The 13,339-nt window shown below is 38.1% G+C and carries 15 protein-coding genes; 8 read left to right on the forward strand and 7 right to left on the reverse strand.

Features of this window, described 5'->3' with window-relative positions; all coding sequences use genetic code 11:
- Window positions 1–61 precede the first annotated feature (61 nt).
- The 7 genes from NYR30_RS01195 to NYR30_RS01225 all read left to right on the forward strand — a co-directional run bounded on the left by NYR30_RS01195 (window position 62) and on the right by NYR30_RS01225 (window position 5,145).
- Complete coding sequence (locus tag NYR30_RS01195; RefSeq protein WP_302501623.1) at window positions 62–526, forward strand: YchJ family protein; 465 nt, start codon at window positions 62–64, stop codon at window positions 524–526.
- A 4-nt stretch (window positions 527–530) separates the two neighbouring features.
- Window positions 531–1,466, forward strand: a complete 936-nt coding sequence (locus tag NYR30_RS01200; RefSeq protein WP_302501624.1) for an aminodeoxychorismate synthase component I — start codon at window positions 531–533, stop codon at window positions 1,464–1,466.
- A gap of 3 nt (window positions 1,467–1,469) precedes the next feature.
- Window positions 1,470–2,033 (forward strand): aminotransferase class IV family protein, encoded by a 564-nt coding sequence (locus NYR30_RS01205; RefSeq protein ID WP_302501626.1) that lies wholly within the window; start codon window positions 1,470–1,472, stop codon window positions 2,031–2,033.
- A gap of 183 nt (window positions 2,034–2,216) precedes the next feature.
- The gene (nudC, locus tag NYR30_RS01210) at window positions 2,217–2,996 is read left to right on the forward strand and encodes an NAD(+) diphosphatase (protein WP_302502421.1); all 780 of its coding nucleotides are present in this window, start codon (window positions 2,217–2,219) and stop codon (window positions 2,994–2,996) included.
- A 4-nt stretch (window positions 2,997–3,000) separates the two neighbouring features.
- Complete coding sequence (hemE, locus tag NYR30_RS01215) at window positions 3,001–4,068, forward strand: uroporphyrinogen decarboxylase (RefSeq protein ID WP_302501628.1); 1,068 nt, start codon at window positions 3,001–3,003, stop codon at window positions 4,066–4,068.
- 9 nt (window positions 4,069–4,077) lie between these two features.
- Window positions 4,078–4,668, forward strand: a complete 591-nt coding sequence (locus tag NYR30_RS01220; protein WP_066104697.1) for a YjaG family protein — start codon at window positions 4,078–4,080, stop codon at window positions 4,666–4,668.
- A 204-nt stretch (window positions 4,669–4,872) separates the two neighbouring features.
- Window positions 4,873–5,145, forward strand: a complete 273-nt coding sequence (locus NYR30_RS01225; protein ID WP_066104693.1) for an HU family DNA-binding protein — start codon at window positions 4,873–4,875, stop codon at window positions 5,143–5,145.
- Between the two features lie 57 nt (window positions 5,146–5,202).
- Here the strand turns inward: NYR30_RS01225 and apaH are convergent, their stop codons facing one another.
- The 7 genes from apaH to NYR30_RS01260 form a co-directional block, all read right to left on the reverse strand.
- Window positions 5,203–6,030: a bis(5'-nucleosyl)-tetraphosphatase (symmetrical) ApaH gene (gene apaH / locus NYR30_RS01230; protein ID WP_066113423.1), complete on the reverse strand. Its 828-nt coding sequence runs from the start codon at window positions 6,028–6,030 to the stop codon at window positions 5,203–5,205.
- Window positions 6,031–6,038: 8 nt separating this feature from the next.
- Window positions 6,039–6,992 (reverse strand): calcium/sodium antiporter, encoded by a 954-nt coding sequence (locus NYR30_RS01235; protein WP_302501630.1) that lies wholly within the window; start codon window positions 6,990–6,992, stop codon window positions 6,039–6,041.
- 2 nt (window positions 6,993–6,994) lie between these two features.
- A complete protein-coding gene (gene rsmA / locus NYR30_RS01240; protein ID WP_302501631.1) occupies window positions 6,995–7,840 on the reverse strand; it encodes a 16S rRNA (adenine(1518)-N(6)/adenine(1519)-N(6))-dimethyltransferase RsmA in 846 nt (281 codons plus the stop codon).
- An 86-nt stretch (window positions 7,841–7,926) separates the two neighbouring features.
- A complete protein-coding gene (locus NYR30_RS01245; RefSeq protein ID WP_302501632.1) occupies window positions 7,927–8,868 on the reverse strand; it encodes a peptidylprolyl isomerase in 942 nt (313 codons plus the stop codon).
- Between the two features lie 66 nt (window positions 8,869–8,934).
- The gene (gene pyrR, locus NYR30_RS01250; RefSeq protein ID WP_302501633.1) at window positions 8,935–9,474 is read right to left on the reverse strand and encodes a bifunctional pyr operon transcriptional regulator/uracil phosphoribosyltransferase PyrR; all 540 of its coding nucleotides are present in this window, start codon (window positions 9,472–9,474) and stop codon (window positions 8,935–8,937) included.
- A 137-nt stretch (window positions 9,475–9,611) separates the two neighbouring features.
- Window positions 9,612–10,931, reverse strand: coding sequence for an NCS2 family permease (locus NYR30_RS01255; protein WP_302501634.1), 1,320 nt, complete (start codon window positions 10,929–10,931; stop codon window positions 9,612–9,614).
- A 399-nt stretch (window positions 10,932–11,330) separates the two neighbouring features.
- Entirely contained in the window at window positions 11,331–12,467 is a 1,137-nt protein-coding gene (locus NYR30_RS01260) for an RNA-guided endonuclease InsQ/TnpB family protein (RefSeq protein ID WP_367401234.1), read from the reverse strand.
- Window positions 12,468–12,511: 44 nt separating this feature from the next.
- Here NYR30_RS01260 and tnpA point away from each other — a divergent pair, with 44 nt between their 5' ends.
- Complete coding sequence (gene tnpA, locus NYR30_RS01265; protein WP_302501636.1) at window positions 12,512–12,928, forward strand: IS200/IS605 family transposase; 417 nt, start codon at window positions 12,512–12,514, stop codon at window positions 12,926–12,928.
- Window positions 12,929–13,339 lie beyond the last annotated feature (411 nt).

Raw genomic sequence — 13,339 nt, forward strand, 5'->3', positions numbered from 1 at the left:
CTCTTTCTCTTTGCTGGAATTTTTCGTATTCTACGCAATTATTTTTTATAGGTCAGAAGTTATGCAGTGTCCATGCCAATCAGGTTTAAACTATACAGACTGTTGTCAGCCATTACACCAACAAGCAAAGTTTGCACAAAATGCAGAACAATTAATGCGTTCACGTTATGCTGCATTTGTATTAGCAGAAATTGATTATATCATTGCAACTACTGTGCCTGCTCAACAGCCATTATTAAATGCTAAAGCACTGCGACAATGGTCACTAAGTACAGAATGGTGTGGGCTAGAAGTAATAAAATTTGTTCCTGAAGCAGATAAGAATCACGCTTTAGTTGAATTTAAAGCCTATTATCAACAAAATGGTACAACTATGGCTCATCATGAATTATCCGCCTTTGTGTATAGTCATGAGCGTTGGTATTTCCTTGATCCAACAGTGTTGCCAAAATTAACTATGAAACAACCTTGTTTATGTGAATCAGGCAAAAAATTTAAACAGTGTTGTGCACCATTTTTATTGTAATGTTATGACTGAACCTTTTTTCTTTTTAATTGATTTTGAACAGCAACAACCACGAGTTATCCCATTTGCCGAAGCAGCAGAACAAGGAATTTATTTTAATATTTTAGGGATTAATAACATTCCTTCATCATTTATTACCCCTGGAAAACCACTTTCTTTAACAGCTAAACCAATGGCATTCAGTGATTACCAGCAAGGGTTTAATTTGGTACAGGAGCAGATTCAGCGTGGAAATAGTTATTTATTAAATTTGACTTATCCAACTAAAATCGAAACCAATTACAGTTTAGTGGATATTTTTACGGCGAGTGCTGCGCCTTATAAATTGTTATATCAGGATAAGTTTGTCTGTTTCTCTCCAGAATGTTTTGTGCGTATTCAGGATGATAAAATTTATACCTATCCAATGAAAGGGACAATTGATGCAAGTTTGCCTAATGCGCAGGCGCAATTGTTATCCTCACAAAAAGAACAATGGGAACATAATACGATTGTTGATTTGCTGCGTAATGATTTAGCAATGGTGGCAAGCAATATTCAAGTATCACGTTTTCGTTATAGTGAATTAATTGAAACTGAACGTGGAGCAATTTGGCAAACGAGTTCAGAAATTTGTGGTGATTTAGCACCGCATTGGCGTGATGATCCATTGGCGTTAATTAAGAGAATGTTGCCTGCTGGTTCGATTAGCGGCGCCCCAAAAGAGAAAACGGTTGAAATTATCCAACAAGCAGAACAGCAACCGAGAGGTTTTTACACTGGCGTGTTTGGTTATTTTGATGGTAACTGTTTAGAAAGTGCGGTAATTATTCGTTATATTGAACAGACTGAGACAGGCATGCAATTCCGTAGCGGTGGCGGCATTACTCGCCATAGTACGCTAGCAAGTGAATATGAAGAATTATTGGCAAAAGTGTATATTCCAACGAAAAAGAGCTGATTTATGTTTTTATGTTTTGAAACATTAGCCATCCAAGATGGGGAAATCCAAAATCTAACTTACCATCAAGCTCGTTATCAGCGCACGTTGCAACATTTTTACTCTACTCATTATCAAGCATTTAATTTTGCAGATATTGTAAAAATTCCACTGCAATATCAGCAGGGTTTAGTGCGTTGTCGTATTGATTACAATCAACAGGATTATCAGATCGCCTTTTATCCCTATCAACGCCGTCAATTTAAGCGTTTTCAACCAGTGGTTTGCGAACAGTTGGATTACCGCTTTAAATATTGTAATCGCGAGCAATTAAATGCGCTGTATCAGCAGCGACAAGGTGCAGATGAAATTTTGATTATTCAACAAGGAAAAATTACCGATTGCAGTATTGGTAATTTAGCATTGTTACGGCAAGGAGAATGGTTTACTCCTGATTCACCGCTGCTAGCAGGAACACAACGACAAAGATTATTAGAGCAACAACTATTACAGTTGCGATCAATTACGTTAAATGAGTTAGATTTATTTGAAGAAATTCGCGTGATTAATGCATTGAATAATTTGTAGTCGTTCGTTGCAACTAATACTTTGCTATGTTGTTTTGCCTTGCCTTATTTTTAACTTGAATGAATATAGAAATTGGTGTGAAAAATACCGAGCAATAAAGGAAATTCCGCTATAATAGCCGCTGGTAAAAATTCGTCTTAACGAAGGGTCGCACGTTGATCAAAAAAAGAGGTATAAATCATGATGCAGACTATTCAAGAAACAGATCAAGGTTATTGGTTATTAACACAGGGATCAGCACTCTATTTACAAGCAGGAGAATTGCCTTATGGGAATGCTAAAGAGTGTAGTGTTGTTGGTTTACAAGGTTGTGTTATCGGTGAGTTTCATCAGCAACCTTTATGGTTAATCGCAGAAATACCAAATGATCAGCAGCGAGAATACGTTTCCCTACGTGCTCAGCTATATCGTGATGAAACAGAATTTAATCTATTAAATCGTGGCGTTGCTCTAAATTATTTTTATGGAACTCACCGTTTTTGTGGTAGATGTGGTGAACGTAATTATTTGCCAACGGACGAATTTGCAGTGGAATGTCCAAAATGTGGTTATCGCCATTATCCAGTGATTTGTCCATCGATTATTGTAGCTGTAAGACGTGGTAAAGAGATTTTGCTTGCCAATCATCAACGCCATATTGGTGGAATGTACACAACATTAGCAGGCTTTGTCGAAGTCGGTGAAAATTTAGAACAAACAGTACATCGGGAAATTTTGGAAGAGGTTGGTATTAAGGTGAAAAATGTCCGTTATTTTTGTAGCCAACCTTGGGCATTTCCGAATTCATTAATGGTGGGTTTTTTAGCGGATTATGAAAGTGCTGAAATTCATTTACAAGATAGTGAAATTCATGATGCAAAATGGTTCCGTTATGATGCCACTTTACCAGAATTACCGCCGGAAGGAACAATTGCGCGCAAACTAATTAAAGCAACATTAGCACTCTGTGCCGAGGAAAAATAAATTTATGACTGAATTGAAAAATGATCGTTATTTACGTGCATTATTACGTCAACCTGTGGATATGACGCCGGTTTGGATGATGCGTCAAGCGGGACGCTATCTGCCGGAATATAAAGCCACAAGAGCGCAAGCTGGTGATTTTATGTCGCTGTGCCGGAATGCAGAGTTAGCTTGTGAAGTTACGTTACAGCCATTACGTCGTTATGCATTAGATGCAGCGATTCTGTTTTCTGATATTTTAACCATTCCTGATGCAATGGGATTGGGACTCAGCTTTGGCGCTGGTGAAGGCCCGAAATTTGAGAAAACTATTGTGTCGATGGCAGATGTGGAGCAATTACCGATCCCAGATCCTGAAGATGATCTGGGTTATGTGATGAATGCAGTTAGAACGATTCGTCGTGAATTGCAGGGAGAAGTGCCATTAATCGGTTTTTCAGGTAGCCCTTGGACATTGGCAACTTATATGGTGGAAGGTGGCTCAAGTAAAACTTTCACGAAAATTAAGAAAATGCTCTATTGTGAACCACAATTATTGCATCGTTTGTTAGATAAATTGGCTGATAGTGTCATTTTGTACCTAAATGCACAAATTAAAGCTGGTGCACAAGTAGTGATGGTGTTTGATACTTGGGGCGGTGTATTAGGGCATTTGGAATATCGTGATTTTTCATTACGTTATATGGAAAAAATCGTTTATGGTTTGATTCGTGAGAATGAAGGGCGTCGAGTACCAGTTACTTTATTTACTAAAGGCGGTGGCTTGTGGTTAGAAGCGATTGCCGCGACAGGTTGTGATGCGATTGGTTTGGATTGGACGATTGATATTGCAAAAGCAAAAACTCGTGTGGGTGATAAAGTCGCTTTACAGGGCAATATGGATCCAAGCGTGTTATATGCGACGCCAGCACGTATAGAACAAGAGGTGAAACAAATTCTAGCTGGTTATGGGCAAGGCTTTGGTCATATTTTTAATTTAGGACACGGTATTCATCAAGATGTGCCAGTCAAAAGCCCGAAAGTGCTCGTTGATGCAATTCATCATTATTCGAAACCGTATAAAACAGTATAAGGAAAGCATATGAGAAACCCAATTCAAAAACGTTTAGCTAATTTAGAAAGCTGGCAGCAAATGGTTTTTATGGCTTGCTTATGTGAACGGATGTATCCAAATTTTGCGATGTTTTGTCAGATTACGGAACAACCACAGCAGGCAAAGGTTTATCACAATATTTTAAATTTAGTTTGGGAATATTTAACGGTTAAAGATGCCAAAATTAATTTTGAACATCAGTTAGAGAAATTTGAAACAGTGATTCCCGATATTAACGATTATGACTTTTTTGGTATTGTACCAGCGGTGGACGCGTGCGAAGCACTATCAGATTTATTGCACACGATTATTGCGGGAGAAGCACTAGAACAAGCAGTAAAAGTAAGTGTGATTTCGTTGCAAACGGTGGTTGCATTATTAGAAACAGAAGAGAATCGTGAATTAGATGAAAAAGAATTAAAAGAAAATCCGTTGATTACTGATGAATTAGATGTGCAATGGCAAATTTATCGCACTTTAAATGCGTTAGAAAAGCGTGATGTTGAGGTGATTAATGGGCTAAAAAATGAGATCCGTGCCACAAAAATCAGTAATATCGGGGTTGAAATAAACAATTAATGTGACTTTTTTCTAATTTTAATAATAAATTGCTTTTAATCTGATGAAAGTTAGATTAATCTGTTGGCTCATGACAAGGCTTGAGCTGGGGTGGAATAACGGATCTTCACCAATTAAAGCTATCTCGGCTTTCGATAAAGAAATTGAACCAGAGATAATCTATTCAATTTATAACCATAGTAAATTTATAGAGGGTAATTATTTATGAACAAGACTGAATTAGTTGACGTAATTGCACAACGCACTAACTTAAGTAAGAAAGCGTCTAAAGAAGCATTGGAAGCAACTTTAGAAGCAATTACAGAAAGCCTTAAAGCAGGTGACCCAGTACAATTAATTGGTTTCGGTACATTCAAAGTTAACCAACGTCAAGAACGTACAGGTCGTAACCCACAAACTGGTAAAGAAATCAAAATCCCAGCGACTAAAGTTCCAGCCTTTGTTTCAGGTAAAGCATTAAAAGACGCTGTAAAATAATTTGTAGGATTACAAATGATGAAAAAGCCGCTTGTAGCGGCTTTATCTTTTTCTGCTCTAACTAATATAACTTTTCACTGCGGCTTGCGTAAAAAACTGTTTATCTTCCCAACGTAACATTGTCATATAGTTACCCCAAACACAGCCAGTATCAAGTGCATAGATATTTTTAGGCGTCGGATAACCGATTAAACTAGCCCAATGTCCGAACAAGATAGCGGTTTGTTGATAAAGGGGATTATTTAGCTCAAACCAAGCTTTTAAATTGCTAGGGGCTTCGGCAGGCGGTAATTTACAAGCAAATTCCAAATGTTTATTGGTAAAGCAATAGCGCATTCTGGTGAATACATTAATACTATAACGAAGACGATCGATACCAGAAAGCGAGTCGGACCAATGATCGGGTTGATCACTATACATTTCTGTTAATAATTGTTGGCAATCACCTTGTTGTAACACCTGTTCAACTTCATATGCACACTGTTTTGCAGTCGCTAAATTCCACTCTGGGCTAATGCCAGCGTGGGTGATGACAAAACCTTGTTGTTGAGAACAATCAATTAATAGTGGTTGATGGCGTAGCCAATCAATTAATTCGTTGAAATCAGGCGCTGCAAACAGTGCATCAACTCGATCTTTTGCTTTAACTTTTTTAATGCCATAAGCGGTAGCAAGTAAATGGAGATCATGATTGCCTAATACGGTTTGTGCGGCAGAACCGAGTGATTTCACAAAGCGCAAACATTCAAGCGATTGATCGCCGCGAGCGACTAAATCACCAACCAGATAGAGCTTGTCCGTAGTCGGATTAAATTCCACTTGTCGTAATAACAATTGTAATTCGTCGAAGCAGCCTTGTAGATCACCAACAATATAGGTTGCCATCTCACCTCCTAAAGCGTGCTGAGTAAATAAGCGAGATAACAGCCATAACTCGCCAATAAAATAATGCCTTCAATACGTGAAATTTTTCTTCCTGTTGCCGCAAACCACCAGAGTAATAGGGTGCTGATAATTAACATTGCAAAATCAAGGTAAGAAATATCGCCAACAGGTAGTGGGAACATTGCTGCACAAGCGCCCATTACAAAGAAAATATTAAAAATATTACTACCTACTACATTACCAATAGCTAAATCAGAACTGCCTTTTTTCGCAGCAAAGACAGATGTTGCTAATTCGGGTAGTGAAGTCCCAGCAGCAACAATGGTTAAACCAATTACAGCCTCACTAATGCCAAAATTATGGGCAATTTGAATTGCTCCAGAAACAAAGAGATCGCCACCCCAGATTAAGACGGCTAAACCGATGATTAAATAGAAAGCAACTTTTGTTAACGCTAATGGTGGGGTATGAATTTCGGTTTCCTCGTTCGCATCTTGTTGTTTCGCTGCGGAAAAGGTGTAACTCAAGAAAATTGCAAAAAAGAGCAATAAAATTAAACCATCAGCACGAGAAATGTAATCAATTGGTTGTTGATTTAACAATTTATCGAAACATAACAAGATAAAAGCTATTGAAGCAAGGAATGAAAAAGGAATTTCTTTTTTGACAGAGCTTGCCTTAATGATAATTGGTGTTGCTAATGCGCTGGCGCCAACAATCACTAAGGTATTAAAAAGGTTGCTACCGATAATGTTACCGACAGATACGCCAGAATTACCTTTGAAAGCGCCCCAAAAACTAGTAATAAACTCTGGTAGCGATGTACCGAAGGCGACAATGGTTAAACCAATGACTAACTCATTGATTTGGAAGCGGCGAGCAAGGGCAATAGCTCCATCAGTAAAACGATCGGCACCCCAGAGAATAAATACAATTCCCACGATCAGTATTACGTATTCCATCGTTATTCCTCAAATTCAGCCTTACTATCATCTGCGTGTTGCGGAGGGTTATCCGCTAACCAGTTTGCTAAACGAGTGTAATCTGCAATGGTTAGATTTTCAGCACGATCGGTTAAATTGATTTGTAATTCGATAAGTTGTTCCGCAGTAAAGAGATCCATTAATGAATTGCGCAATGTTTTGCGGCGTTGATTAAAGGCTTGCGTACATACACGATTTAACCAATAGAGATCTTTTACTGGGTGCGGTAATACTTTATGAGGAACCAAACGTACCACAGCAGAATCAACTTTTGGGGCCGGTTTAAAAGCAGTTGGCGGCACTTCTAATACAGGAATCACTTGGCAGAAATATTGCGCCATAATGGTTAATTTGCCATAGGCTTTACTATTTGCTCCAGCACAAAGACGATTGACGACTTCTTTTTGCAACATAAAGTGCATATCTTGGATCACATCGTGATATTGAAACAGATGGAACATCAATGGTGTAGAGATGTTATATGGTAAATTACCAAAAATACGCAATGGTTGTTTAGCGTCTATTGCCAATTGTTGAAAATCAAAACGCATCACATCCTGTTCAATTATCGTTAATTTTTGCTGTAAAAATGGATGGTGGCGTAATCTTTCCGCTAGATCTCTATCTAATTCGATAACAGTAAGATGATCGATTTGTTCTGCAACTGGTTCAGTCAATGCACCTAACCCCGGTCCGATTTCAATCAGAAAATCGCTTTTTTGTGGATTAATAGCTGCCACAATACTTTGAATGATGTGATCATCATTTAAGAAATTTTGTCCAAAACGTTTACGTGCTGTATGACCAAGATGAGTTTTTGAATTCATAGTTTTTTGTTGTTACTAAATAATTATGGAAAAAATGACCGCACATAATGTGCGGTCTGTTAAGTGTTCAGTTTATGCTACCAAGACTATTTTTGCAAAATCTTAATGTCTGCAGAACGACGTAAGGTTTTCACCCAGTCTTTAGAGGCTTCCATTGCCTGTTGATTAACGACTTGTTGGTAAGCTTTTTGCATATAGCTGTCTTTAGTTCTATCACCATTACGTGTATCGACAACTTCTAAAATATGCCAACCATACTTAGTTTTGAAAGGTTGTGAGATAGTGCCTTTCTTAGTATTTTTGATCATTGCTTGGAATTCTGGCTCATAGATATCAGGAAAATTCCAACCTAGACTACCGCCATTAGCGCCAGAGAGGTAATCCTTAGAATAAGTTTTTGCTGCGTCAGCAAAAGAGGTTTTACCTGCAAGAATATCAGCGAGCAATGTACTTAATTGTTGTTTAGCTTGTGCATCGTTTAATAATGGATTAGTTTTAATTAAGATGTGCTTGACTAAATATTCTGGTGCAGTAACGGTTTTCAATGTGCCTTTTTGTTGCGCTTCGTTATACATCTGTTTTGCTAGTTGCTCAACTTGTTCGCGAGAAACAGAAATACTTTCACTGATTGTTTTATTACGCACTTGACCCATAATGATTTGGTGAGCAATTTGCTGACGGAATCGTGCTTCGCCAATCCCTTGATAATCTAAGGCATCTAAAAATTGTCCATAGGTTAAACCGTTCTCATCGGCAATTTGATGCATAATTTGTTGAATTTGTTGTGGTGATACTGAGATTTTTGCATCGGTAATCGCTTTTTGCACCAACATATCATCAATAATGCTATCTAGCGCAACGGCACGATTCGCTGGTGTATTCGTACGTTTTCCTAGTGCTTTACTGACTTGGCTGTTTAAAATCGGAGTACCGTTAACAGTAGCAACCACTTTTTCGACAGCATAACTGGTTGCTGCAACAGATAAACAACTCGCTAACAGAAGGATTTTGATCCATTTATTTTTCATACAATGTTGTCCTATTTTGCTATTTAACATTACGGTTCGGTTAGAGTATTAAAAATGAAAAAGGTTTTATTCAGGTTTTAATAATTCAACTTGGTAACAACCATCAAATTTCATTGTTTTTACTTGCACTTGTTCTTGTCGAGAAGTGGGTACATTTTTCCCAACATAGTCGGCACGAATGGGTAATTCACGATGTCCTCTATCCACAAAAATCACTAATTCGATTCGTTTTGCCCGCCCAAAATCAATCAAGGCATCTAAAGCAGCACGAATAGTCCGTCCGGTAAATAATACATCATCAACTAAAATAACGTTTTTATTTTGGATATTAATTTGTCCTGAAGATCCATGATAAACGGGGAGCTCTGTAGGATCGGCATATTCAAGATCATCACGATAAAAGGTGATGTCCAGTTCCATATAAGGTAAGGTGATGTCTGTTAACTGGGCAATTTTTTGTCGTAGTAATTCCGCAATTTCTGCGCCTCGACGTTTAATGCCGACAATAATTAGATCATCAAGCGATCGATGCTTCTCAATAATTTCATGAGAAATACGTGAAATCGTACGAAAAAACTGATTTTCATCGATAATCACTTTTTCCATAAATAAAAAACCTTTGATTAATAGAAAAAACACGTATCCAAAATAACATAAAATTAATATTAACGCACATTGAAAACGTGTTTTTGTAGAGAAAATAAACGTGTATGAAGCATAAATTCATACACGTTAGCGTAAAATTAGATAGCCCAGTGACCTGCGTAGAAGATAACAAGAATAATCGCAATAATTACTGTGCCTAGATTGAGTTTACGCACTTCGCCAGCGACAATACGTCCAATCACTAATGAAGCAAAACCGAGCATAATACCTGTAACAATATTTGCAGTAAGAACAATAAATACTGCGCAGATTAAGCCGCTCATTGCACCAACAAAATCATCAAAATCTAATTTAGTCACATTGCTTAACATTAATAATCCAACGTACATTAACGCTGGTGCTGTCGCATAACCAGGGACTAATGCAGCTAACGGTTGGAAGAACAACATCAAGAGAAAGAGTATGCCAACGACAATAGCGGTAATGCCTGTTTTACCACCTGCGGCAGTACCAGCAGCAGATTCAATATAAACTGCCGCTGGAGCAGTACCAAATAGACCTGAGAAAATGCTGCTGAGAGAGTCGGAAGTTAACGCTTTACCGCCATTGATAATTTGTCCATCTTTGTCTAGTAAGTTAGCTTGACCAGCAACTGCGCGGATAGTACCTGTCGCGTCGAAAACGGCTGTCATTACTAGAGCAAATACTGCTGGCAATACCACTGGTTGTAAGGCACCAACAATATCAAGTTGTAAGAAATGAGAGGTTTCTCCAAAAGAAGGCAATTTAAAAATTTGACCCGCAAATTTGACATTTGGATCAAAAATTAAACCAATTAAAGTAATTGCGATGATAACGAATAAGATTCCGCCTTTTACTTTTAAACGTTCAAGACCAATAATCGCTGCTAAACCAAGTAATGACATGATAACTGGAAATGAAGTGAAATCACCCAGTTTGACTGGGAGCCCTGCATTATTACCGACAACAAGACCAACACCATTCGCAGCAATTAAAAGTAAGAATAAACCAATACCGATACCTGCACCGTGGGCGATGCTGGCAGGAAGATTGCGTAAAATCCATGCTCGGATCCCAGTGGCAGAGATGATACTGAATAAACCCCCCATTAGGAAAACTGCACCTAAAGCAACAGGGACACTAACTTTTTGACCAAGCACTAAACTAAATGCAGTAAAAGCAGTTAACGAAATTGCCACACCAATCGCCATTGGTGCATTTGCCCAGAAACCAATTAGGATTGATCCTAGACCAGTAACTAAGCAGGTTGCAATAAATACGGATTCAGCAGAGAAGCCAGCATTACTTAACATTCCAGGGACAACGATCACAGAATAGACCATTGCTAAGAATGTGGTGAGCCCAGCAATTACTTCCTGACGTAAAGAACTGTTGCGGGCAGTAAGTTCAAAACGTTGTTCGAGTATATTAGCCATTGAATTACCTTATTAAAAATAATGAATAAGAAAAATAGAGAGGAATTTTACCTAAGTTAAATGAAATCTACTATTGAAAAATGTAATCGTTTGCTTAAATCTTGTTTTTCTTTGCAGGTGAACTGTGTTTACTTGCTTGTTCTAACGAATCGTTGTGAAAAGCGCTCAAAATATAATGCTTTTTGTCAGTAGACTCACTTAATAAACTATTAATTAGTTAGTCTATTAACAAATCTAAACTTTACCCCAAATTTATTGACATCCTCCCCGCCCTAAAGGACGGGGATTCCTACTAGTGCCAATTGCAAGCAATGGGCTACTCTCGGTGGGTTCTTGTTGCTGACTTCTAATGAAGTTCACTTCACAAGCTCTACGGACATGTCCTGCCCTGATATTTTATTACGCGTGGACGATAGCTCGCCCACGCCCCAATACATTTAACGCTCCAACCACATCAGCATTTTCTGTATAGCCACATTCTACACACTCAAAATTCGCCTGTGTTTGGCGATTTTCTTTTGCTACATGACCACAACAAGGGCAAGTTCGACTGGTATTTTGCGGTGGCACTGCCACTAAAAATCCACCTTGCCATTGCGTTTTGTAATCCAGCTGACGGCGAAACTCAAACCAAGATTGATCTAATATAGCTTGGTTCAGGCCTGATTTTGCAGCAACATTTTTTCCAGGTGTTTCCGCCGTGCCTTTGGCTGATTTTGACATATTCGACACCTGCAAATCTTCAATATAGATCATGGCGTGGTTTTTGCTGATTTTGCTTGAAGTTTGATGCAAGAAGTCTTTGCGATAATTGGCTATTTTATGGTGCAGTTTGGCGATTTTCGCCTTTAATTTCTGCCAGTTTTGACTAAATTTAACCTTATTTTTAAGTTGGCGTTGGAGTTTTGCCAATTTACCTTTATAAGTTTTAAAGGCGTTTAATGGTTCAAAAAATTCACCGTTTGAAAGCGTGGCAAAACGTGCAACGCCCATATCAATGCCAATTTCTGAACCTTGATGTTGAGGGATTTTTTGCTCAAATTCCGTTTGAATACTCACGAAAAAACGACCACATTTTTTGCTGACAGTGACGTTTTTGATATCACCTAGAATTTTACGACTATTGCGATATCGAACCCAACCAATTTTCGGCAGATACAAGCGGTCATTTTCCTGCTCAATTTTGCAACCTTGAGGATATCGAAAACTATCCTTTACACCTTTTTTCTTAAATTTGGGAAAATTTGACCGCTTACTGAAAAAATTGCGGTAGGCGCTTTCCAAATCTTTAAGAGATTGTTGTAACACTTGACTATGACATTCTTTCAAAAAAGAAAAATCTACTTTCCATTGCGGTAGAAAATTAGCAAGTTTGCTGTAACTGAATTTGGTTTTGTTATCCGCTTCATAGACATGTTTTTGCCAATCTAACGCCTTATTGAATACAAAACGGGAACAACCGCAAAATTGGGCAATTTTACGTTGCTGCTCTCCATTTGGTCTAATTTCAAACTTAAAGGCTTTACGGATTAACATCATGAGGTCAAAATAGTATTTTTACGTAAGTATACTCTTGGCCTATGAAAAAAGAAACAGAGATTAGACGTGGTCGACACGTCGTTTTTAACCTACACGTTCACTTGGTTTTTGTTACCAAATATCGCAGGCACGTTTTCACAAAAGCAATTTTAGAGGATTTAAAACGGATATTTGAAAGTGTTTGTCGTGATTTTGAAGCAGAATTGGTGGAATTCGATGGCGAAGACGACCATGTTCATTTACTTGTGAATTATCCACCTAAAATCGCAATTTCAAATTTAGTGAACAGTTTAAAAGGCGTATCAAGCCGAATGATTAGGAAGAAAAACTATCCGAATATTCGCAAAAAACTTTGGGGTAATCAGCTGTGGTCTCCGTCTTATTTTGCAGGGAGTTGTGGTGGCGCTCCAATTTCCATTATTCGCCAATACATCGAACAGCAACAAACACCTGATTAGTTAGGTTTGAAACGGCTTACGCCGTTTGTGCCTTATATCTCCGCCCTGAAGGGCGGAGTTTTACGGCACTGTCTGATAAAAGCCCTTTGGATTCTGAAATGGTAGGTTAATTCTGTAGCCTTCAATAGGTGATAAGCTATCACAAAAAAAGAAGACAATCAGACAATCAAAAGAGACGAACATTTAACTCAGAATATAAAACCACAATTGTAAAATTAGTGACTGAACAAGGTTATGTTTTACTTGGTACCAACTTCAAATAGCAAATTATCAATGCTTATTAATAGGAAGCTATTGCTAAAGGTTAAAGTTGATTTTTTGTACTTTATCATAGTAAAATCCCCCCCCCAAGAGGGGAATTTTTATTTCTCTCGGGATAGGAATGGGGAATACTAAATCAGGATAAGAAGG

It is taken from the genome of Gallibacterium salpingitidis (genome assembly GCF_030517105.1).
Taxonomy (GTDB): Bacteria; Pseudomonadota; Gammaproteobacteria; order Enterobacterales; family Pasteurellaceae; genus Gallibacterium; species Gallibacterium salpingitidis.

Bases quoted from the DNA above. Each gene is read 5' to 3' on its own strand.
- NYR30_RS01245 (WP_302501632.1), bottom strand. From the start codon at position 8,868: ATGAAAAATAAATGGATCAAAATCCTTCTGTTAGCGAGTTGTTTATCT.
- NYR30_RS01260 (WP_367401234.1), bottom strand. From the start codon at position 12,467: ATGTTAATCCGTAAAGCCTTTAAGTTTGAAATTAGACCAAATGGAGAG.
- rsmA (WP_302501631.1), bottom strand. From the start codon at position 7,840: ATGAATTCAAAAACTCATCTTGGTCATACAGCACGTAAACGTTTTGGA.
- NYR30_RS01225 (WP_066104693.1), top strand. From the start codon at position 4,873: ATGAACAAGACTGAATTAGTTGACGTAATTGCACAACGCACTAACTTA.
- hemE (WP_302501628.1), top strand. From the start codon at position 3,001: ATGACTGAATTGAAAAATGATCGTTATTTACGTGCATTATTACGTCAA.
- pyrR (WP_302501633.1), bottom strand. From the start codon at position 9,474: ATGGAAAAAGTGATTATCGATGAAAATCAGTTTTTTCGTACGATTTCA.
- NYR30_RS01255 (WP_302501634.1), bottom strand. From the start codon at position 10,931: ATGGCTAATATACTCGAACAACGTTTTGAACTTACTGCCCGCAACAGT.
- NYR30_RS01200 (WP_302501624.1), top strand. From the start codon at position 531: ATGACTGAACCTTTTTTCTTTTTAATTGATTTTGAACAGCAACAACCA.
- NYR30_RS01195 (WP_302501623.1), top strand. From the start codon at position 62: ATGCAGTGTCCATGCCAATCAGGTTTAAACTATACAGACTGTTGTCAG.
- nudC (WP_302502421.1), top strand. From the start codon at position 2,217: ATGCAGACTATTCAAGAAACAGATCAAGGTTATTGGTTATTAACACAG.
- NYR30_RS01235 (WP_302501630.1), bottom strand. From the start codon at position 6,992: ATGGAATACGTAATACTGATCGTGGGAATTGTATTTATTCTCTGGGGT.
- NYR30_RS01205 (WP_302501626.1), top strand. From the start codon at position 1,470: ATGTTTTTATGTTTTGAAACATTAGCCATCCAAGATGGGGAAATCCAA.
- tnpA (WP_302501636.1), top strand. From the start codon at position 12,512: ATGAAAAAAGAAACAGAGATTAGACGTGGTCGACACGTCGTTTTTAAC.
- NYR30_RS01220 (WP_066104697.1), top strand. From the start codon at position 4,078: ATGAGAAACCCAATTCAAAAACGTTTAGCTAATTTAGAAAGCTGGCAG.
- apaH (WP_066113423.1), bottom strand. From the start codon at position 6,030: ATGGCAACCTATATTGTTGGTGATCTACAAGGCTGCTTCGACGAATTA.